The organism is Billgrantia sulfidoxydans (assembly GCF_017868775.1).
In the GTDB taxonomy this organism is placed as follows: domain Bacteria; phylum Pseudomonadota; class Gammaproteobacteria; order Pseudomonadales; family Halomonadaceae; genus Halomonas; species Halomonas sulfidoxydans.
In genome coordinates, this window is sequence record NZ_CP053381.1 from 734828 (window position 1) to 753951 (window position 19124).

21 protein-coding genes are annotated in these 19124 nt (G+C 67.8%); 13 read left to right on the forward strand and 8 right to left on the reverse strand.

The window, feature by feature from the left end:
• Positions 1–135 precede the first annotated feature (135 nt).
• The 3 genes from dbpA to aroQ are packed head-to-tail and all read left to right on the forward strand — an operon-like array spanning position 136 to position 3103.
• Positions 136–1536: an ATP-dependent RNA helicase DbpA gene (gene dbpA, locus HNO51_RS03465; protein ID WP_209538484.1), complete on the forward strand. Its 1401-nt coding sequence runs from the start codon at positions 136–138 to the stop codon at positions 1534–1536.
• A gap of 17 nt (positions 1537–1553) precedes the next feature.
• Positions 1554–2456: a PA4780 family RIO1-like protein kinase gene (locus HNO51_RS03470; RefSeq protein ID WP_209538485.1), complete on the forward strand. Its 903-nt coding sequence runs from the start codon at positions 1554–1556 to the stop codon at positions 2454–2456.
• A gap of 53 nt (positions 2457–2509) precedes the next feature.
• The gene (gene aroQ / locus HNO51_RS03475; RefSeq protein WP_209538486.1) at positions 2510–3103 is read left to right on the forward strand and encodes a gamma subclass chorismate mutase AroQ; all 594 of its coding nucleotides are present in this window, start codon (positions 2510–2512) and stop codon (positions 3101–3103) included.
• Positions 3104–3115: 12 nt separating this feature from the next.
• Here aroQ and HNO51_RS03480 read toward each other — a convergent pair whose 3' ends face one another.
• The 3 genes from HNO51_RS03480 to HNO51_RS03490 all read right to left on the reverse strand — a co-directional run bounded on the left by HNO51_RS03480 (position 3116) and on the right by HNO51_RS03490 (position 5108).
• The gene (locus tag HNO51_RS03480) at positions 3116–3895 is read right to left on the reverse strand and encodes a molybdopterin-binding protein (protein ID WP_209538487.1); all 780 of its coding nucleotides are present in this window, start codon (positions 3893–3895) and stop codon (positions 3116–3118) included.
• Positions 3879–4748 carry a cytochrome b/b6 domain-containing protein gene (locus tag HNO51_RS03485; RefSeq protein ID WP_209538488.1) on the reverse strand — a complete coding sequence of 290 codons (870 nt, stop codon included), beginning with the start codon at positions 4746–4748 and terminating at the stop codon, positions 3879–3881. Before HNO51_RS03485 ends, HNO51_RS03480 begins: the two co-directional genes overlap by 17 nt.
• A 90-nt stretch (positions 4749–4838) precedes the next feature.
• Positions 4839–5108: a hypothetical protein gene (locus HNO51_RS03490; RefSeq protein WP_209538489.1), complete on the reverse strand. Its 270-nt coding sequence runs from the start codon at positions 5106–5108 to the stop codon at positions 4839–4841.
• Positions 5109–5311: 203 nt separating this feature from the next.
• On the opposite strand from HNO51_RS03490, the gene HNO51_RS03495 reads away from it, so the two are divergent.
• A complete protein-coding gene (locus HNO51_RS03495; RefSeq protein ID WP_111413070.1) occupies positions 5312–6076 on the forward strand; it encodes a response regulator transcription factor in 765 nt (254 codons plus the stop codon).
• Complete coding sequence (locus HNO51_RS03500; RefSeq protein ID WP_209538490.1) at positions 6073–7548, forward strand: sensor histidine kinase; 1476 nt, start codon at positions 6073–6075, stop codon at positions 7546–7548. Before HNO51_RS03495 ends, HNO51_RS03500 begins: the two co-directional genes overlap by 4 nt.
• A 15-nt stretch (positions 7549–7563) precedes the next feature.
• Here the strand turns inward: HNO51_RS03500 and HNO51_RS03505 are convergent, their stop codons facing one another.
• The gene (locus tag HNO51_RS03505) at positions 7564–8313 is read right to left on the reverse strand and encodes an NAD(P)H-dependent oxidoreductase (RefSeq protein WP_209538491.1); all 750 of its coding nucleotides are present in this window, start codon (positions 8311–8313) and stop codon (positions 7564–7566) included.
• A 122-nt stretch (positions 8314–8435) separates the two neighbouring features.
• Between HNO51_RS03505 and HNO51_RS03510 the strand changes: the two genes are divergently transcribed.
• Both HNO51_RS03510 and HNO51_RS03515 read left to right on the forward strand, forming a co-directional pair.
• Complete coding sequence (locus tag HNO51_RS03510; protein WP_209538492.1) at positions 8436–9476, forward strand: zinc-dependent alcohol dehydrogenase family protein; 1041 nt, start codon at positions 8436–8438, stop codon at positions 9474–9476.
• Positions 9477–9514: 38 nt separating this feature from the next.
• Positions 9515–10390: a LysR family transcriptional regulator gene (locus HNO51_RS03515; RefSeq protein WP_209538493.1), complete on the forward strand. Its 876-nt coding sequence runs from the start codon at positions 9515–9517 to the stop codon at positions 10388–10390.
• 4 nt (positions 10391–10394) lie between these two features.
• On the opposite strand, the gene HNO51_RS03520 is transcribed toward HNO51_RS03515, so the two are convergent.
• On the reverse strand, positions 10395–11207 hold the full coding sequence (locus HNO51_RS03520) for an AraC family transcriptional regulator (protein WP_209538494.1): 813 nt from the start codon (positions 11205–11207) through the stop codon (positions 10395–10397).
• A gap of 94 nt (positions 11208–11301) precedes the next feature.
• On the opposite strand from HNO51_RS03520, the gene HNO51_RS03525 reads away from it, so the two are divergent.
• From HNO51_RS03525 to HNO51_RS03535, 3 genes are all read left to right on the forward strand, one after another.
• A complete protein-coding gene (locus tag HNO51_RS03525; protein ID WP_209538495.1) occupies positions 11302–12504 on the forward strand; it encodes an MFS transporter in 1203 nt (400 codons plus the stop codon).
• 66 nt (positions 12505–12570) lie between these two features.
• Positions 12571–13374 (forward strand): aminoglycoside adenylyltransferase family protein, encoded by an 804-nt coding sequence (locus HNO51_RS03530; RefSeq protein WP_209538496.1) that lies wholly within the window; start codon positions 12571–12573, stop codon positions 13372–13374.
• A gap of 56 nt (positions 13375–13430) precedes the next feature.
• Positions 13431–14438, forward strand: a complete 1008-nt coding sequence (locus HNO51_RS03535; protein ID WP_209538497.1) for a zinc-dependent alcohol dehydrogenase family protein — start codon at positions 13431–13433, stop codon at positions 14436–14438.
• On the opposite strand, the gene HNO51_RS03540 is transcribed toward HNO51_RS03535, so the two are convergent.
• Positions 14435–15244, reverse strand: coding sequence for a helix-turn-helix domain-containing protein (locus HNO51_RS03540; protein ID WP_242597194.1), 810 nt, complete (start codon positions 15242–15244; stop codon positions 14435–14437). The genes HNO51_RS03535 and HNO51_RS03540 overlap by 4 nt on opposite strands.
• Positions 15245–15359: 115 nt before the next feature.
• Here HNO51_RS03540 and HNO51_RS03545 point away from each other — a divergent pair, with 115 nt between their 5' ends.
• Positions 15360–15680 carry a DUF1330 domain-containing protein gene (locus tag HNO51_RS03545; RefSeq protein WP_209538498.1) on the forward strand — a complete coding sequence of 107 codons (321 nt, stop codon included), beginning with the start codon at positions 15360–15362 and terminating at the stop codon, positions 15678–15680.
• A gap of 15 nt (positions 15681–15695) precedes the next feature.
• Here HNO51_RS03545 and HNO51_RS03550 read toward each other — a convergent pair whose 3' ends face one another.
• Positions 15696–16727, reverse strand: a complete 1032-nt coding sequence (locus tag HNO51_RS03550; protein ID WP_242597195.1) for an AraC family transcriptional regulator — start codon at positions 16725–16727, stop codon at positions 15696–15698.
• Between the two features lie 141 nt (positions 16728–16868).
• On the opposite strand from HNO51_RS03550, the gene HNO51_RS03555 reads away from it, so the two are divergent.
• Both HNO51_RS03555 and HNO51_RS03560 read left to right on the forward strand, forming a co-directional pair.
• Positions 16869–18053, forward strand: coding sequence for an MFS transporter (locus tag HNO51_RS03555; protein WP_209538499.1), 1185 nt, complete (start codon positions 16869–16871; stop codon positions 18051–18053).
• 125 nt (positions 18054–18178) lie between these two features.
• On the forward strand, positions 18179–18382 hold the full coding sequence (locus HNO51_RS03560; RefSeq protein WP_197449660.1) for a putative motility protein: 204 nt from the start codon (positions 18179–18181) through the stop codon (positions 18380–18382).
• On the opposite strand, the gene HNO51_RS03565 is transcribed toward HNO51_RS03560, so the two are convergent.
• Complete coding sequence (locus HNO51_RS03565; RefSeq protein ID WP_209539160.1) at positions 18373–19074, reverse strand: aspartate/glutamate racemase family protein; 702 nt, start codon at positions 19072–19074, stop codon at positions 18373–18375. The genes HNO51_RS03560 and HNO51_RS03565 overlap by 10 nt on opposite strands.
• Positions 19075–19124: the final 50 nt, after the last annotated feature.

Consider the following 19124-nt stretch of genomic DNA (forward strand, 5'->3'; position numbering starts at 1 on the left):
CGATGCCGTCCGCCTTTTTCTGCTATGCTGCCTGCCTTTCCCCAGCAGACGAAGCCCGGCCTCGGCTCGTGCCTTCGCATTCACCCTCGCTTGCTTGCCGCTTCGGCAATCGCTCAGTCTCGCAGGTCCATTTCCGTGTCCGACTCTCCCAACGACGGGGCCTTTGCCTCGTTGCCGCTGGCACCAGAACTGCTGGCCAATCTCGATTCGCTCGGCTACCACGCCATGACGCCGATTCAGGCCGAAAGCCTGCCGCCGCTGCTGGCGGGCCGCGACGTGATCGCCCAGGCCAGGACCGGCTCGGGCAAGACCGCGGCGTTCGGCCTGGGGCTGCTTTCGCGCCTCGATATCTCGCGCTTCCAGGTTCAGGCGCTGGTGCTCTGCCCCACGCGCGAGCTGGCCGACCAGGTGGCCGGCGAGATCCGGCGGCTGGCGCGCACGCTGCCCAACGTCAAGGTGCTGACCCTGTGCGGGGGGGCGCCCTTCGGCCCTCAGCTGGCCTCGCTGGCGCATGGTGCGCATGTGGTGGTGGGCACCCCCGGCAGGGTGGAGGAGCACCTGCGCAAGGGCGCACTCGATCTCGCTTCGCTCGACACGCTGGTACTGGACGAGGCCGACCGTATGCTCGACATGGGCTTTCAGCCCAGCCTGGAGGCGATCGTCGGTGCGACGCCGGCCAGCCGCCAGACCCTGCTGTTCAGCGCCACCTTCAGCGACGAGATCCGACGCATCGCCGAGGGGCTGCTGCGTGATCCGGCCGAGGTGGCGGTGGCCGCAAGCCATGACGAAAGCACCATCCGCCAGCGCGTCTACCGGGTGGCCGACGAGGCGCAGCGCTTCGAAGCCCTGCGCGGGCTGCTGCTGCAACACCGGCCGCGCTCCAGCGTGGTGTTCTGCAACACCCGGCGCGAGACGCAGGAGGTGGCCGATGCCCTGTGCGAGGCGGGCTTCAGCGCCCTGGCGCTGCACGGCGACCTGGAGCAGCGCGATCGCGACCGCATCCTGGTACTGTTCGCCAACCGTAGTATCTCTATCCTGGTGGCCACCGACGTGGCGGCACGCGGGCTGGATATCGCCGCGCTGGATGCGGTATTCAACTACCAGATCGCCCGCGACCTCGAGGTCCACGTACATCGCGTCGGGCGTACCGGCCGTGCCGGCGGCTCCGGCATCGCCTGCACCCTGGTCAGCGAGAGCGAGGCCTATCGCCTCGAGCGGCTCAACGAATTCCTCGGCGAACCCCTCGAGGAGGCGCCGCTGCCGCCGCGCAACGTGCTGGCGCGGGACCCCTTCCTGCCGGAGATGGCGACGCTGCAGCTCGACGGCGGCAAGAAGCAGAAGGTGCGCCCCGGCGATATTCTCGGCGCACTGACCGGCGAGGGTGGCATCGAGGGGGCTCAGGTGGGCAAGATCAAGGTGCTGGAGCGCAGCGCCTACGTCGCCGTGCAGCGCGAGGTCGCCAAGGCGGCGCTCGCCCAGCTCGGCACGGGCAAGCTCAAGGGGCGCTCGTTCCGCGCCCGGCGCGTCAGCCGCTGAGAACAGAAGGAGGATAGGTGAAGGTACCCAAGCGATTGCAGCCGCTGATCGACGACGGCTTGATCGACGCAGTCGAGAGCCAGCTGATGAGCGGCAAGGAAGCCCAGGTCTTCGTGGTGATTTCCCACGGCGAGCGCCGCTGCGCCAAGGTCTTCAAGGAGGCCAAGCAGCGCAGCTTCAAGCAGGCGGTGCAGTACCAGGAGGGGCGTCGCGAACGCAACAGCCGCCGCTCGCGGGCCATGGCCAAGAAGACCCGCTACGGCCAGAAGGAGCAGGAGCAGGCCTGGCTCAATGCCGAGGTCGACGCCCTCTACCGGCTGGCGGCGGCGGACGTGCGGGTGCCGCAGCCCTATGGCTTCATCGACGGCGTGCTGCTGATGGAGATGATCAGCGATGCCGAGGGCCTGACCGCCCCGCGCCTGGACGACGTGATCCTGAGCCCCGAGCAGGCCCGCGAGTACTACGCCAAGATCCTGCGCGACGTGGTCAAGATGCTGTGCGCCGGCCTGGTGCACGGCGATCTCTCCGAGTTCAACGTGCTGCTGGCCGCCGACGGCCCGGTGATCATCGACCTGCCCCAGGCGGTGGACGCCGCCGGCAACAACAGCGCCGAGTGGATGTTCGAGCGCGACGTGGACAACATGCGCCGCTACTTCGGCCGCTTCGCCCCGGAGCTGCTCGGCACCGACTACGGCAAGGAGATCTGGGCGCTCTATGAATCCGGCGAGCTGCATCCCGAGAGCCGGCTGACCGGCTGCTTCGAGCATGACACCAGCACCGTGGACGTGGAGGAGCTGATGAGCGTGATCGACGATGTGCGCGAGGAGGAGGCCTATCGCCAGGGGGCGCGCAACCGCGGTGACGAACCCGGCGTCGAGGAGGCCGCCGAAGAGTGGCGGGAATCCCAGCGGGAGCGTTGAGCCGAATTGGAGTACCCTTTCGAAGCATCTCCAATAACCGAGCGAGGATCGCCATGTCGTTGCGTAAGACGTTGCCCATCCATCCCGGCCGCTGGCTTGTCGTTGCCTTGACCCTGCTGCTGGCAGGCTGCCAGATGCAGCCACCGGAGCCACCCGACGAGGACAAGGCGGCCATCGACCGCATGCTGGGGCTGATCGACGAGCGGCTCGACGTGTCGCCGCTGGTGGCCCAGTCCAAGTGGAACAGCGGTGCGCCCATCGAGGCGCCCGAGCGCGAGGCGCAGATCCTCGACCAGGTGGCGGAGGATGCCGAAGCCGCCGGCGTCGAGGAGGACTTCGCCCGGCGCTTCTTCGAGAAGCAGTTCGAAGCCAGCAAGCAGATCCAGCGCCGCCTGCACCATCAATGGCTGCAGGAGGGGCGTTCCCCCTTCGCCGACCCGCCCGACCTCGCCGAGGAGGTGCGCCCGGTGCTCGACCGCCTGACGCCGCAGCTGATCGAGTCGCTGGCCGACATCGAGCGTATCGCCGCGGTCGAGGGTTCGGGGCGCTATCTCGAACGGCGCGCGACAGAGCTGATTCAGGATGACTTCGACGGCGAACCGCGTGACGTCTCGATCCAGCCGCTGCTGGAGCGCCTGTCGCGGTAGTACTCGGCTAGCCTATATCCCCGCCCACCACTCGTAGCCGCGGTCCTCCCAATAGCCGCCCCGGCCGCGGCCGAGGTGGGCGAAACTCTCCACCAGTTCGATGCGCATCACGTACTTGGCCATCTTGTAGCCGAGCTGGCGCTCGGCTCGCAGTCTTATTGGGGCGCCGTTGGCAACGGGCAGATTGCCACCGTTCAGGCCGTAGGCCATCAGCGTCTGAGGGTGATAGGCCTCGATCATGTCCAGGCTTTCGTAGTACGCATCCCCGCCGCGGTAGCGGTCGGCACAGTGGAAGACCACGAAGCGCGCCTCGTCACGCACCCCGACCTGGGCCAGCAGGTCACTGAGGACCACGCCGGTCCATTGGCCGATGCAGCTCCAGCCCTCGACGCAGTCGTGGCGGGTGATCTGGGTACGCGAGGGCATGCTCCTCAGCTCATCGAGCGAAAAGCGTTGCGGACGCTCGACCAGCCCGTCGACCGTCAGGCGCCAGTCGCGGAAGCCGTCGGCCGCCAGGCGTCGGTAGGTTGCGTCCTGCGGGTCGGTCGTGCCGTTGGCGCGAAAGGTCGGCGCGATGTCCTCGGGCGAGTATTCACGGGCGAGGGATTCGCGCGAGGCCAGCAGGCGCTGGGCTTTCTGGGTCAGGGCACTGCTGGCATCGAACAGCCGGCCCATGGTGTCGCTGCGCGTCAGCCGGTCGCAGCCCGTCAGCAGGACGGCGGATGCGGCCAGCAGCGAGCGGGTCAGAAAGCGTCGACGGCGAGGATCGGTGGGTCTATTTTTGCTGTTCATCGGAAAGCACCTCCTCGCTCGCGGGCAGGCGATAGCGCCCGGTGATCATCGAGCGCAAGTTGTTGGCGACGCCGGAGACCAGCACCAGCACGATGTGGATCAGGAAAAAAATCACCAGGGCCAGGGCGCACAGGAAGTGGATCGTTCGAGCGCTCTGGCGGCCGCCGAAGACATCCAGCAGCCAGGGCCAGGCGGCATCCATGGTCGGTGACATGGTCAGCCCGGTCAGCACGACCAATGGCATGACGACGAACAGCACCAGCAGGTAGGCGAGCTTCTGCAGCAAGTTGTAATGGCGCGCTTCCTCGCCGCGCGGAAAGCGCAGCCGCAGGTGGTCGTAGAAGGACTGGCCGAGGGTTCGCCATTCCTGCCGACGCGGCAGCAAACGTCGCCTTAGCTGACCGCTGAGGACCAGATACGCCAGGTAGGCGAGCAGCATGGGAACGAAGACCCAGGCGGCGAGAAAATGCCACCCACGACCCGCAGACAGCCAGCGCGGGCCGGGCAGGGTGGCCCAGGCCGGGAAAGCGCGTCGTTCTCGGGCCTCATCCGGGCCGGAAACGCCCAGCACCCCGGTCGTATCGAAACGGTAGGGGCCGACCTGGGTGATGCCGCGCCACTCGCCGTCGTTACCCGTCGCGGCGTGAATCGACAGTGCCGGGTTGGCGAAACTGGAATCCTTGCCCCAATACAGGGCGGGATGGGCGTTGAAGATCTGCAGGCCACTCATCAACAACACCAACAGACAGGCGGCATTGACCCAATGCCACAGCCGTGTGAAGGCGCCATGTCGCTGGATGACCGTGGCAGCCTGGCCCCTGTTCGTACCGGTGAATGAGTCGAAGACACGCATCGCGGCACCCTCCTGCGAGCGAAGATCGAGAAAAATCGGCCGGTGGAGGGAAGGAATGGACGAGCACCGGCCGATACCGCGAGTCGAGCTTCACATGGCGTCGTCGTCCGACATCATGTCGTCGTCTTCCTCCATCATTGCGCCTTTCTCTTCCATGGCGTCTTCTTCCATCATTGCGCCTTTCTCTTCCATGGCATCGCTGTCCATGGCATCGCTGCCCATGTCATCGCCGGTCATGGCCTCATGCTCCATGCTGTCGCTTTCCATGGGCTCGTCGGCCAGGGCGACGGTCGGCAGCAGCAGCGCCGTGGCGAGCAGGGTGGCAAACAGCGCGGTCTTGGGACGGTTCAACGGGTTCATCGGCTTGCACCTCTTGTTCGGATTGGTTGTTCGGATTGGCCGTCGGTGATATGCCGGAGCGGCAAGGGTCACACTAGTCAGGCACTGCCATGGGTTCATCACGGAACCATCACGCCGTGGTATCTTTTTCCGTGATGATTTCGTGATGTAGCAGGGCCAGTGCCGTTCTAGAGTGGGCGCAGGCAACGGGCGGGAGTCTGGCGATGAGCTATCGAATCCTCTGTGTCGAGGACAATGCCGAGATCGGCAGGCTGCTCACCGAATCGCTGGCGGCGGCGGGGTATGCCTGTGACTGGGTTCGCGACGGCGAGGCGGCGCTGGCCCTGCTTGGTGCCGAGGCGGCGGGAGTACGCTATGACCTGGTGACCCTGGACCTGATGCTGCCCGGCGTGGATGGCCTGGAAGTGTGCCGCCAGCTACGTCGTCGCGACAGCCTGACGCCGGTGCTGATGGTGACCGCCAAGGCGGCGATCCGCGACGTGGTGGTGGGGCTGGAGATCGGTGCCGACGATTACGTCACCAAGCCCTTCGCCATGCCGATCCTGATGGCCCGGATCCAGGCCCTGCTGCGCCGCGGCCAGCGCCAGGCGCCCAGCGACGACGGCCTCGCCAGCACGCCGCCGCTGGTCTGCGGCCCGCTGGTCATCGATGCCGACCGGCACCGGGTCCAGCTCGATGGCAAGCCGCTCCAGCTCACCGGCAAGGAGTTCGCGCTGCTTTCGCTCTTCGCGCGCCATCCCGGGCGCAGCTTCAGCCGCGGCGAGCTGCTCGACCATGTCTGGGGCGAGGAATTCGATGGCTACGACCACACCGTGAACACCCATATCAATCGTCTGCGCAACAAGATCGAGGTCGACCCGGCCAGGCCGCGCTTCATCCAGACCGTCTGGGGGGTGGGCTATCGCTTCGCCGAGACACCGGAGGGCCAGGGCTCGCCGTCGTCCGCGCCGGGCGCCGAGCGCCCATGAGGGGGCTGCTGCGCCGCTGCGGGCGGCTGGGTCGTAGCCTCTATGCGCGCATCGCGCTGGTCTACCTGAGCAGCCTGTTGCTGCTGTCGGTGGCCACCGCCTGGATCGCCATCAGCCAGTTCAACCAGCTCACCCGGGAACTGCAGCAGCGGATGGAGATCGATCTCGCCAAGAATCTCGCCCAGGTCATGCAGCCGGCCTTGTGGCAAGGTGCCGGGAGCGACGCCGCGCGCGACATGGCCCGCCATATTCTGTCGATCAACCCCTCCTTGTCGCTGTATGTGCTCGACGAGCAGGGCAGGGTGATCGCCGACTACGCCGAGCCGGCCTGCGGGCTGGGGCGGCGGATCGAGATTGGGGCGCTGGAAACCCTGCTGAGTGAAGAGCCGATGCTGCCCGTGCTGGCGACGGCGCCCTGCGGTAGCGAACCGGGCATCTTCTCCGTCGCGCCCATCCAGCATGGTGAAGCGCGCCGCCAGGGCTTTCTTTACGTCGATCTCGCCAATGCCGGCCAGGCATCGATGTTCTCCATGCTGCGCACCAGCTCCATCACTCGCACCCTGGTCGCGGCCGGGCTGATGGCGCTCCTGGTGTCCGGGGTCTTCGGCCTGGTGTGGTTCGCGCTGCTGACCCGACGCTTCTCGCGCCTGACCACGGCGGTGCAGCGATTCGCCAACGGCGACTACGGGCAGCGCATCGCCACGCCCCGCGACGACGAGCTGGGCCGCCTGGCCAGGGCCTTCAACGACATGGCCGGGACCATCGAGGCACAGCTCCAGGCCATGCGCGAGACCGATCGCCAGCGCCGCGAGCTGGTTGCCAACCTCTCGCACGACTTCCGCACGCCGCTGACTTCGCTGCGCGGCTATACCGAACAGCTGCTGGCCGCGGAGACCGCCGACGAGGGCCGCCGGCGCATGCTGACGGCAATTCTCGACAATGCCGACCGCTTGACCCGTCTCGCGCATCAGCTCTCGACCCTGGCGCGGCTGGACGCCGACGACCGGCCACTGCAGTGCGAGCCGTTCACGCTGGCCGAGCTGGCCCACGACATCGTCGGCAAGTTCCAGCATCAGGCCCGCACGGCCGGCATCTCGCTGACGGTAGCCTGCGAGCCCTCGCTGCCTCGGGTCGAGGCCGATCTGGGGCTGACCGACCGGCTGTTGTCCAATCTGATCGACAATGCCCTGCGCGCCACCCCCGCCGGGGGCTGGGTGCGTCTCGACGCCGAAGCGTTGCCGGAGGGGGTGCGGTTGGCGGTGATCGACAACGGCGTCGGTATCCCCGAGGAGGAGTTGCCGCTGGTGACCCAGCGCTTCTACCGCACCCGGGCCAGCCTCGACAGGGGCGATGGCTCGGGGCTGGGGCTGTCGATCGTGCGCGAGATCTGCGAACGGCAAGGGGTGGCGTGGAAGATCGCCAGCGCGCCGGGGAAGGGCACCGAGGTGAGCGTCATCCTGCCCCGCGCGTGACGCTCACCCAGGCATTCACAGTCGCCAGGTCTCGGGATGTCCCGCTTTCAGCACGCCCTGCTCGTCCCAGTCGTCCCAGCCGGCGAAGGGGATCGGCGCCTCGCCGTCGAGCCCTTCCAGCCGCCGTGCCCAGGCGGCCTTCTCCGCTTCCAGGCGCTCACGGAACGCCGCCTCGTCCTGGTAGCTGAGCCCGCCGCCCTGCACCCCGTAGGTGACCTTGGGCGGCAGCACCCGCACCCCGAGGTAGTAGAGCGAATAGTGGATCGGCCACAGCAGCGCCACGATATGGCCGCTGCGGCCATGCCGGCTGAAAGTCGGCGCCGGGGCGCCGGTGGTCACCGAGAGCATCACCCGCTTGTCGGGGAAACGGCCGCGGTCGTAGCGCATGCGGCCGCTGTAGAGCCCACCGTAGACGAATACCCGATCGAACCAGCCCTTGAGCATGGCCGGCTGGGCGTGCCACCACAGCGGGAACTGCAGGATCACCAGGTCGGCGCGCTCCAGGCGTTCGATCTCACGCTTCACGTCGGCGGGCAAAAAGCCACCCTCGTAGGCGTGGCGCTGTTCGGTGAGGGGGAAGAATGTCTCGGGCTCGGCCCGTTCGCCGTAGTGGCCAGGCCGCTCCAGCGGATCGAAGCCTTCGGCGTAGAGATCCGAGACCTCGACACGGTAGCCTTGCCGCTGCAGGGTCTCGACGGCAACCTCCTTCAGGGCGCCATTGAACGAGCGCGGTTCGGGGTGGCAGAACACGATCAGGGCATGCATCGGAACCTCCGGAAGCGTTGAGTGCTTCGCTTCAGGCTATGCTGTACGTTGACTAACCGACATTCCCAAAGACTGACAATCGACTTTGCATATCTGAACATGCCTGCCAGAGAGGACCTTGCATGAAAGCCGTGGTCTACGAAGCCTTTTCCGCTCCACTGCAAATCCAGCACGTTCCCGACCCGACGCCGGAAGCGCACGGCGTGGTGGTCAAGGTGATGGCGACGGGCGTGTGTCGCAGCGACTGGCACGGCTGGATGGGCCACGACCCCGACATCCGGCTGCCTCACGTGCCGGGGCACGAGCTGGCGGGCATCGTCGAGGCGGTGGGCAAGGACGTGACGCAATGGCGCGTGGGGGATCGCGTCACGGTGCCGTTCGTCGGCGGCTGCGGCAGCTGCCCCGAGTGCTACTCGGGGAATCACCAGGTCTGCGACAGCCAGTTCCAGCCCGGCTTCACCCACTGGGGCTCCTTCGCCCAGTATGTCGGTATCCATCATGCCGACATCAACCTGGTGGCCTTGCCGGAGACGCTGGACTTCGCCACGGCGGCCAGCCTGGGCTGCCGCTTCGTGACCTCGTTTCGCGCCGTGGTCGACCAGGGCAAGGCATCCGCCGGGCAGTGGGTGGCGGTGCACGGCTGCGGCGGCGTCGGCCTCTCTGCGATCATGATCGCCAACGCCGTGGGCGCCAACGTGGTGGCCGTCGATATCTCTGCCGAGAAGCTCCAGTTGGCCCGCGAGCTGGGCGCGGTGGCCACCGTGAACGCGACCGAGGTGGCGGACGTTGCCGAGGCCGTCATCGAGGTGACGCGGGGCGGTGCCCACGTGTCGCTGGATGCGCTGGGGCATCCCACTACCTGTTTCAACTCGATCAGCAATTTGCGCAAGCGCGGCAAGCACGTTCAGGTCGGGCTCATGCTGGCCGATCACAGCACGCCGGTCATTCCGATGAGCAAGGTGATCGCCAGCGAGCTCGAGATTCTGGGCAGCCACGGCATGCAGGCCTATCGCTACGGCGCCATGCTCGACATGATCCGGACCGGGAAGCTCTCGCCCGAGAAGCTGGTTGGCCAACAGATCGACCTGGAACAGTCGATCAAGGCGCTGACGAGCATGGACGAGTTCCAGGGTGTTGGCGTGACCGTGGTCACCGAATTCTGAGACGGGAAACTGCCAGGCCGTGCTGATGGGGGCGCATCGTGAATGAGCAGTCGCTGCACTGGGACGACCTGCGTATCGTGCAGGCTATCGCCGAGGCGGGTTCGCTCTCCGGCGCCGGCCGGCGGCTGGGGGCCAGCCATGCCACGGTGTTCCGCCGCCTGAACGCCATCGAGCGGCGCCTGGGCGTGGCGCTGTTCGAGCGCTCGCGCACGGGCTACGTGCCGACCCCGGCGGGGGAGGACCTGGCCGCCACTGCTTCCCGGGTGGCGGCCGAGGTGCATGGCGCCGAGCGGCGCGTGGCGGGGCGTGACCTGCGCCTCTCCGGCGCCATCCGCGTGACCACCACCGACACGCTGCTGATGGGGCTGCTGTCGCCGATCTTTGCCGACTTCCAGCGCACGCATCCCGAGATCGTGCTCGAGGTGGCGGTCTCCAACCAGCTGTTCAACCTCTCCCAGCGCGACGCCGACGTGGCGGTGCGGCCCTCGCCCACGCCACCCGAGCATCTGGTGGGGCGGCGAATCGGCACCATCGCCCAGGCCATTTACGCCCGTTCCGATGGCGCCGCCGATGCCTGGGTCGGGCCGGATCGCCATCTGGGCTATGCCGCGCTCGACGCCTGGATGGCCGAGCAAGGAGCGAACGAGTGCTGCCGCTATCGCGTCGACACCATGTTCGGCATGCTGGCCGCCGCCCGCGACGGGCTGGGCCGTGCCGTGCTGCCCTGCTATCTCGCCGATGCCGAACCGACCCTTACGCGACTCGGCGAGCCGATCCCCGAACTTGCCACCGACCTGGGGCTGCTGACCCACCCCGACCTGCGCCGGGTGGCGCGCATCCGTGCCTTCATGGCCTTCGTGGCCGAGGCGCTGGTCGCCGACGAGCGCTTGCAGCAATCTCACGGCATGGAATAGCGACTCAACCGCCACCGGCCGGGCGGGAAAAGTAGCGCCCGGGGCTGACGCCGAGGCTGCGGCGGAAGGCGGCGATGAAGGCGCTGGGCGATTCGTAACCGACCTCCTGAGACACGGCCGTGACCGGGCGCCCTTCCGCTAGCATGGGCAGGGCGGCGAGCAGGCGGGCCTGCTGTCGCCAGGCGGCGAAGCCCATGCCGGTCTGCGCCTGGAAGCGCCGTGCCAGGGTGCGTGACGAGGCACCGACCGTGCGGCCCCAGGTGGCCAGGTCGTCCCGGTTGGCCGGGTCGTCGCGCAGGGCGGCGCAGATCCGCCGCAGAGCGGGATCGTCGGGCTCGGGGAGGTGCAGCGGCAACGTGGGCCCCTCGTGCAGCTCATCCAGCAGCACCGCGACCAAGCGTGCTCCGGCACCGTGGGCGGTCGCCTCGGCCGGCAGCTCCATCAAGCGCAGTATCAGCTCGCGCAGCAGCGGCGAGACGTTGACCACGCGCGGCTGGGTGGGTAACCCCGGTAGGCGCTCGTCGAGATAGAGCGTACGCAGCTTCACGGCCCGATGCATCAGCAGGGCATGCTCCAGGCGAGCCGGTATCCATACCGCGAGCTGGGGCGGCACTACCCACCATCCCGTCGGGGTGGATACCGTCATCACGCCGCGAGTGGCGAAGACGAGTTGAGTGCGCAGATGATGATGGCGGCCGGTGTCCCAGCCGGCGGGATAGTCGCAGGCATAGGGCTGTACCGGACCCGGGGCGCTCTCGATGCGCCGCTGCAGGGCTTCGCGTGAGAGGGGCAGGGAGTGGGCCAGAGTGTGAAGCATGTTGTCCATTACGCGATATATCTTGTCAGAATGGCGAGAGAAGTCGCCTCGCCTCCAGTTTAGCCTGAAAGTCCGGCAATCCTGGAGTCTGGTCATGAGCGGCAATCGCGTTCGGTTACTGTTCCTCAATGTGGGGCACGCCTATGCCCACTATTTCATGCTGATCCATCCCACCGTGGCGGTGGCGCTCGAGAGTCGCGGCCAGGGCGATTACGGTGCACTGCTGTTGCCGGCCACGGCGGGCTTCGTCGCCTTTGCCGCCTTCACCCTGCCGGCGGGCTGGCTGGGCGACCGCTGGAGCCGGCACGGCATGATGGCCGTGATGTTCCTGGGGCTCGGCGCGGCTTCCCTGCTCACCGCTTTCGCCAGCGGCCCCTTCCAGATGGCGGCAGGGCTGTTCCTCATGGGCAGCTTCGCGGCGATCTATCATCCCGTCGGCATCGCTCTGGTCGCGGAGAGCGGCGAAGGGGTTGGCCAGGCGCTGGGAGTGAACGGCGTGTGGGGCAACATGGGCGTCGCGGCGGCGCCGCTGGTGACCGGAGCGCTCACGGGCCTGCTCGGCTGGCAGGCGGCCTTCCTGATTCCCGGCGCGCTGTGCCTGGCGAGCGGTATCGCCTACCTGATGCTGGTACCGACCGAACGCGGTAAGCGTGGGGCGTCCGCTGCCGCCGCCGAACCCCCGGCAGCGGTGCCGGCCGCGGTGGCGCTGCCGGGCCGAATCCTCGCCTACCTGCTCATCACGGCGCTGATGGGTGGGCTCGTGTTTGCGGCCACCACCGTGGTGCTGCCCAAGGTCATGGAGGACGCCTTCAACGGTGGCGGGAATGGCCTGGTCAGCGCTGCCGGCCTGGCATCGATGGTCTTTGCCTGCGCCTCCGTGGCGCAACTCGTCACCGGCAGGGCCGTGGACAGGGTCTCGCCGCGGCAACTGATGCTGCTGCTGGCGCTGTTGCAGGTGCCCCTGTTCCTGCTGATGGGGCAAGCTGGGCAGTGGTGGGTCGTGGCGCTGTCGCTGGGGCTGATGATAACGGTGTTCGGCGTCATTCCCGTGCAGGACGCCATCGTGGCGCGCCATACCGCAAGCGACTGGCGGGCACGGGTCTATGCCGTGAAGTACGTGCTGTCGCTGGGCGTCGGCGCCCTGGTCGTGCCGGTCGTGGCCTGGGGGTACGACCCGGCCAGCGGCTTCATCCGGCTCTACCTGCTGCTGGCCGCCTGTGCCGTCGGCGTGGCGATGGCCGCGCTGCTGCTGCCGGCCCGGCGCTACGCGCAGGCGGCCCTGGGCGACAACGCATGACGTCGACCGCCGGGCGCCTGCTCTGGCAGAGGCTCGTGGCCTGGCAAGACGCAATGGAGATAACGAATGAAGCTCTCTTCCCGGGCGGCCGAACGGCCGCTACCCAAGGAGGCCGTGGCCGCCTTCGACATCATCGTTCGCGAGCTGGGCGAGAACGTGGTCGGCGTCTATCTGTTCGGCTCGGCGCTCACCGGCGGCCTGCGCCCCAATAGCGACGTGGACATGCTGGCGATCATCAGCCAGCCACCCGACGAGCCGGTGCGCCGGCGCTTGGTCGAGGCGCTGATGCGGGTCTCGGGTAGCCCTGCGAACGACGGCTCGCCCAGGCCATTGGAAGTGACGCTGCTGTGTCGAGAGTCGCTGGTGCCGTGGCGCTACCCGCCGAGAAGCGAGCTGGTCTACGGCGAATGGCTGCGGGACGAGTTCGCGCAGGGCCGCATTCCCCCGGCAACTACCGATCCCGACCTGGCGCTGGTACTGACCACCGCCAGGCAGGCGAGCCTGGCGCTGTGCGGGCCGGAACTCGCGGAGCTGATCGCGCCGATTCCCGAGGCGGACCTGCGACGGGCGATCGTCGATTCGCTGCCCGGCCTGATCGATGGCTTGCCGGGCGACGAGCGCAACGTGCTGCTGACCCTGGCACGAATGTGGATGACCCTCGAGACGGGAGAGATCGCGCCCAAGGACGTGGCCGCCGCCTGGGCCCTGGAGCGCCTGCCCGCGGAGCTTCAGACTGAAATGGCGCTGGCGCGACGCGGTTATCTTGATGGGGGCGTCGACGACTGGCCACAGCGTATGCCCCAGGTGGAAGCGCTGGCGGCCTATCTGCGGCGCGCCATTGCTTGCGCTTCCTCCGGCATGATGGACTAGTCTCTTGGCACTCTCAGTAAATGCCAAAGGCAGTGAAAAGATAGAGGAGTGCCGAGATGAAAGTGGTAACCCTGAAGAGCCCCGGCGGGCTGGACCAGCTGCAAGTCGTCGAGCGGGAGGCACCCGGTGAGCCGGGACCGGGCGAGATCCGTGTGCGCGTGCATGCCAGTTCGCTCAACTTCCATGACTACGGCGTGGTGTCCGGCAAGATGCCGACCGAGGATGGCCGCATTCCCATGTCCGACGGCGCAGGCGTGGTCGAGGCGGTGGGCGAGGGCGTCGAGGCGTTCGCCGTGGGCGATGCGGTGGTCTCGACCTTCTTTCCCTACTGGCTCGACGGCCCGGCGCGGGTCGGCGATTTCAAGACCACGCCCGGCGACGGTGTCGATGGCTACGCGCGCGAGCAGGTCATTCGCCCGGCCACCTGGTTCACCCACGCGCCGAAGGGCTACAGCCACGAGGAGGCCGCCACGCTGACCACCGCAGGCCTCACCGCCTGGCGCGCGCTGGTGGTGGACGGCCACCTCAAGGCCGGCGATACCATCCTCACGCTGGGCACCGGCGGCGTTTCCATCTTCGCCCTGCAGTTCGCCAAGGCGATGGGAGCGCGGGTGATCTCCACCTCGTCTTCCGACGAGAAGATCGAACGGCTCAAGCAGCTCGGCGCCGATCACACCCTCAACTACAAGGCCGAGCCGGAGTGGGGCAAGAAGGTGAAGGCGCTGACCGACGGCCAGGGCGTCGACCATGTGATCGAGGTCGGCGGGCCGGGGACGCTGCCGCAGTCCATCGACGCCGTGCGCATCGGCGGTCATATCTCGCTGATCGGCGTGTTGACCGGGCGTGGGGGCGAGGTACCCACCGCCAAGCTGATGGCCAAGCAGGCGCGCCTGCAGGGGCTGATCGTCGGCAGCCGCATCCACCAGCAGGAGATGGTGCGTGGCATCGAGGCCAGCGGTGTACGCCCGATCATCGACAGCCGTTTTTCTCTGGAAGAGATCGCCGACGCCTTCCGTCACGAGGAGGCGGGGCGCCACTTCGGCAAGATCTGCCTGTCCTTCTAGCCGGAGGAGGCCGCCGCCAGCTGCTGCAGCGCGTCCTGGGTGGCGGCATCCGCGGGGAAGAACGACTCGATGGCGAGTTCCTCCAGGGTGATGTCGAGCGGAGTGCCGAACACCGTGGTGGTGCTCAACAGCGACAGCACGCGGCCATCCGGCATGACCAGCTCCAGCGGCACGACGATGCCGCCGTGGCGCGACGGCGCGCTGGTCAGGTGGGGGCGAGCGCCGGCCGGCACCGGGTAGCCCTTCAGCTCCTCGCCGAGCGAGGCCAGCGCCGGGTCGGCGGTCGTCTCGGCCTGGCGCGCCAGTCGCTCGAGAATGTGGGCGCGCCATTCGCGGAAATTGCCGATGCGCGATGCCAGTCCACGGGGATGCAGGGTGAGCCGCAGCACATTGACCGGGGGATTCAGCAGTTCGGCGTCGATGCCGTCGAGCAGCCGCTCGAGCGGGCGGTTGGCCATCAGCAGGTGCCAGTGGCGGTCGACGGCCAGCGCCGGGTAGGGGGCATGGCTCGCCAGCAGCCGTTCGATCACGCTGCGGACCGTCTCGAATTCGGGAGCGTCGATGCCGCGTTCGCCGAAGGCCGGGGCGAAACCGGCGGCGAGCAGCAGCCGGTTGCGCTCGCGCAGGGGAACGCCCAGTTGCTCCGCCAGGCGCAGCAGCATCTCCCGGCTCGGCACGGCGCGTCCGGATTCGACGAAGCTCAGGTGGCGCTGGGAGATGTCGGCCTCGGTGGCGAGCGCGAGCTGGCTCAGCCGCCGCCGCTGGCGCCACGCCTTCAACAGCTGCCCGGGGGTAGGGGAGTCCATGGTCATGGCACCAGATTAGCGCCAAGCGATATGCCTGGCTATTACCTCGCAGGTAATCGCCAGGCTCTGCGCGGTGGGTGAAGCTGATGGCGAAACCCACCACAGGAGCATTGCCATGACCGCCTACGCCATCGCCCGCCTGCAGGATGTCACCATGGGTCCCGAGATCGTCGAGTACCTGGAGAAGATCGATGCCACCCTCGCGCCCTATGGCGGTCGCTACCTGATTCATGGCGGCCCCACCGAGGTGCTGGAGGGCAACTGGCAGGGTGACACGATCATGCTCGGCTTCCCCGGCCTGGAACAGGCCCGGGCCTGGTATCGCTCCGAGGCCTACCGGCGCATCCTGCCGCTGCGCACCGCCAACGCCGTGGGCGACGTCATCCTGGTGGAAGGCGTCGAGGAAGGGCACCGGGGCGTCGATATTCTCGGCTGAAGGACTCAGGCGCCATCAGCCTGGTTCGACGACCGAGCGTGCATACTCGCCCTTGGCTGCGGTAGCCCCCGGGGCAAGCGAGATCACGTTGGCGTCGGCCTCGCGCTGCTGGCGCAGGGCTCCGGGCGGATGGCCGTGGACACGTTTGAAGGCGCGGCTGAAGGCGGCCGCGCTGCCGTAGCCCAGGCGGTAGGCCACGGTTTCGATGGGTTGACGCTCGCGGCCGATCCACTGGGCCGCCAGGCGCATGCGCAGCTCGGTCACGTAGCGGTGCGGTGTCATGCCCGTTACCGCCAGGAAGCGCTCGGCGAACACCGAGCGCGAGCTGCCCATCTCGGCGGCGAGTTCCGCCACCGTCCAGTGGCGCCCCGGCTCGCGATGCAGCGCGGCGATGACGCGGCCCAGGCGCGGGTCGCGCAGCGCCTCGATCCAGCCGGTGGCATCGCCGCAGCCGCACTCCACCCAGCCGCGCACGATGAAGGCGGCCATCACGTCGGCGAGCCGCGCCAGGATGGCGGCATAACCCGCGCGCTCGCTCTTCGCCTCACGCTCCATCGCCTCGAGCATGGGCAGGATCTCGGGCTGGCGCTCGAGCAGGGTGCCCACGTACATCACCTCGGGCATCAGCGAGACCAGTGCATGCATGCTGCCCAGGTCGAATTCCATGCAGCCGCTGAAGGTCAGGGCGCCGTCGAGGGTGCAGTCCCTAGGGCAGGCGCGGATCGCGCTGACCGCCTCGCACAGCCTGGCGCTCTCGAAGGCGGTGACGTCCCGGGCCGGCTGGTCGGGGGAGGAGAGCAGGGCATGCAGGCCGCCGCGTGGCAGCAATAGCGCATCGCCCGTCGAGAGGGGATGCACGCTGCCGCTGGGGCTGCGCAGGTAGACGGGGCCGCGGGCCACGAAGTGGAACTGGGCCCAGCCCTCCACCTGGCCGAACTCCACCCCCAGCGGGGGCGAAAGTTGGATACGGCGATAGGCGATGCCGCGCAGGCGCATGCCGAGCAGCAGCTCGCTCACCAGGTCGCTGGGCAGTTCCGGTTTTGGCATCCTGGGCTCCTGTTACTGTAGGCATTCATCAGTTCCGGATGAATGATCAAGCATTCGAGAGTTTCTAGCATAGATCGTCCGGTCTGATCGCTCTAGTCTTCTCGTTCCTGACGAACGCTTCTCTAGGATAGGAGAACGAACATGAACGAGTTGGTACAGCGGGCACGGCCCGCTTGGGGGGCGGTCATCTCGATGGCCCTCGGCGTGTTCGGGCTGGTCACCGCGGAGTTCCTGCCCGCCAGCCTGCTCACACCCATGGCGGCCGACCTGGGCGTGACCGAGGGCATGGCGGGGCAGGCGGTGACCGCCACCGCGGCGGTGGCACTCTTGACCAGCCTGCTGATCTCCACCGCCACCCGGCGCATCGACCGGCGCCATGTGCTGCTGGGCTTCTCGCTGCTGCTGGTGGCCTCGAACCTGGTGGTGGCGTTTGCCCCCAGCCTGTCGGTGTTGCTCCTCGGGCGCGTGCTGCTGGGACTGGCGCTGGGCGGGTTCTGGACCATGTCGATCGCCACCGTGATGCGCCTGGTGCCCGAGGAGATGGTGCCGCGGGGGCTGTCGATCATGTTCAGCGGGGTCTCCGCGGCAACCATCGCCGCGGCACCGCTGGGCAGCTACTTCGGCGACCTGCTCGGCTGGCGCGACGTGTTCCTGCTGGCCGCGCTGCTCGGCGTGCTGGCGCTGACGGTGCAGTTTCTCACCCTGCCGCGCATGGCGCCGACCGGCCTGACCCGCCTGCGCACCCTGTTCGACGTGCTGATGCGGCCGCGGGTCGGCCTGGGCATGCTGGCCGCGGCGCTGGTCTTCACCGGTCACTTCGCCTTCTTCACCTACATTCGACCATTCCTCGAGACCGTGACCGGCGTCGGCGTGACCGGCGTGGCGACCATCCTGCTCGGCTTCGGCGTGGCCAATTTCGTGGGTAACTACCTGGGTGGCTGGATGGTCGAGCGCAGCCTGCGCCTGACCATGATCGCGATGCCGCTGCTGATGGGCACGCTCGGGGTGGCACTGGTGGTGCTGGAAAGCACGCCGGCTACGGACGCTGCGCTGGTGGCAGTGTGGGGGCTGGCCTTCGGCGCCATTCCGGTGGCGTGGTCGACCTGGCTCACCCGCACGGTGCCCGACGAGGCCGAAAGCGCCAGCGGCCTGCTGGTCGCGGCCATCAACCTGGCGATCGCCACCGGGGCGGCAGCGGGGGGACTTATCTTCGACCTGGGCGGAGCCCTCAACGTGTTCGCCGCCAGCGGTGCCGTGCTGCTGCTGGCCGCGCTGATGATCCTGATGGGCGTAAGGACACGGCCACTGGCGAGTGCCGGAACCTGAAAACCGCTTCAACAGGAACACTGCAGAATGAGTGCGGCCCGCTTCGGCGGGCCGCGTTTTTGCCATCGCCTCCGTTAGCTGTTAGCGTGGCTTGACAGAAGAACCAAAAAAATGGAGCAAGCCACATGGATTCAGCCGTCAACGCCATCGTCGGCCAGTCGATGATCATGCAGCAGGCCCAGGCCGCGCAGCAGGTGCAGTTGGAGGTCTACAAGGACGCCCTGGACATGCAGAAGGACCAGGTTGCCGCCGTCATGGCCTCGGCTTCACTGCAGCCACAGCTGGCCAATGAAGGGATGGTGGGTACTCACATCAATACCTACGCTTGATCCTCCAACGCCCACTTCACTGCCTCTTCGGCGTGTATGGCCGTGGTGTCGTAGAGCGGCACCGCGGTATGGCGCTGCTGCACCAGCAGGGCGATTTCGGTACAGCCGAGGATCACCGCCTCGGCACCCCGCTCGCGTAGCGAGGCGATGATCTCCAGGTAGCGCTGGCGCGATGTCTCCTTCACCTGCCCCAGGCACAGTTCGGTGTAGATCACCTCGTGCACCAGGTCGCGCTGAGCCTCATCGGGCACCAGCACCTCGATGCCGAAGCCTTCGGCGATCCGCCCCTTGTAGAAGTCCTGCTCCATGGTGAAGCGGGTGCCGAGCAGGCCGACGCGACGAATGCCGTCGGTGGCCAGGCGCTGCGCCGTGGCATCGGCGATATGCAGCAGCTGGATCGAGACCGCTTCAGCCACCTGCGGTGCGACCTTGTGCATGGTGTTGGTGCCGATCAGCAGGAAATCCGCACCGCCGGCTTCCACGCGGCGGGCGGCCCGGCACAGGATCTCGGCAGTGGCATCCCAGTCGCCGGCGTGCTGCAGCCTTTCGATCTCGGCGAAGTCGACGCTGTAGAGACACAGCTTGGCCGAGTGCAGTCCGCCCAGGGCGGTTTTCACCCCTTCGTTGAGCGCCCGGTAATAGCTGACGGTGGATTCCCAGCTCATGCCGCCGAGCAGGCCGATGGTCTTCATGGTCATGGTTTCCCTCTGTTGTCGTTGTTTCCTGGCTCGCCGTACGCGTG

Coding starts and splice junctions, on each gene's coding strand:
- HNO51_RS03500 (WP_209538490.1), top strand. CDS start 6,073: ATGAGGGGGCTGCTGCGCCGCTGCGGGCGGCTGGGTCGTAGCCTCTAT.
- HNO51_RS03490 (WP_209538489.1), bottom strand. CDS start 5,108: ATGAACCCGTTGAACCGTCCCAAGACCGCGCTGTTTGCCACCCTGCTC.
- HNO51_RS03535 (WP_209538497.1), top strand. CDS start 13,431: ATGAAAGTGGTAACCCTGAAGAGCCCCGGCGGGCTGGACCAGCTGCAA.
- HNO51_RS03480 (WP_209538487.1), bottom strand. CDS start 3,895: ATGAACAGCAAAAATAGACCCACCGATCCTCGCCGTCGACGCTTTCTG.
- HNO51_RS03495 (WP_111413070.1), top strand. CDS start 5,312: ATGAGCTATCGAATCCTCTGTGTCGAGGACAATGCCGAGATCGGCAGG.
- HNO51_RS03555 (WP_209538499.1), top strand. CDS start 16,869: ATGAACGAGTTGGTACAGCGGGCACGGCCCGCTTGGGGGGCGGTCATC.
- HNO51_RS03485 (WP_209538488.1), bottom strand. CDS start 4,748: ATGCGTGTCTTCGACTCATTCACCGGTACGAACAGGGGCCAGGCTGCC.
- HNO51_RS03545 (WP_209538498.1), top strand. CDS start 15,360: ATGACCGCCTACGCCATCGCCCGCCTGCAGGATGTCACCATGGGTCCC.
- HNO51_RS03510 (WP_209538492.1), top strand. CDS start 8,436: ATGAAAGCCGTGGTCTACGAAGCCTTTTCCGCTCCACTGCAAATCCAG.
- HNO51_RS03565 (WP_209539160.1), bottom strand. CDS start 19,074: ATGAAGACCATCGGCCTGCTCGGCGGCATGAGCTGGGAATCCACCGTC.
- HNO51_RS03505 (WP_209538491.1), bottom strand. CDS start 8,313: ATGCATGCCCTGATCGTGTTCTGCCACCCCGAACCGCGCTCGTTCAAT.
- HNO51_RS03530 (WP_209538496.1), top strand. CDS start 12,571: ATGAAGCTCTCTTCCCGGGCGGCCGAACGGCCGCTACCCAAGGAGGCC.
- HNO51_RS03540 (WP_242597194.1), bottom strand. CDS start 15,244: ATGGACTCCCCTACCCCCGGGCAGCTGTTGAAGGCGTGGCGCCAGCGG.
- HNO51_RS03525 (WP_209538495.1), top strand. CDS start 11,302: ATGAGCGGCAATCGCGTTCGGTTACTGTTCCTCAATGTGGGGCACGCC.
- HNO51_RS03560 (WP_197449660.1), top strand. CDS start 18,179: ATGGATTCAGCCGTCAACGCCATCGTCGGCCAGTCGATGATCATGCAG.
- aroQ (WP_209538486.1), top strand. CDS start 2,510: ATGTCGTTGCGTAAGACGTTGCCCATCCATCCCGGCCGCTGGCTTGTC.
- HNO51_RS03520 (WP_209538494.1), bottom strand. CDS start 11,207: ATGCTTCACACTCTGGCCCACTCCCTGCCCCTCTCACGCGAAGCCCTG.
- HNO51_RS03550 (WP_242597195.1), bottom strand. CDS start 16,727: ATGCCAAAACCGGAACTGCCCAGCGACCTGGTGAGCGAGCTGCTGCTC.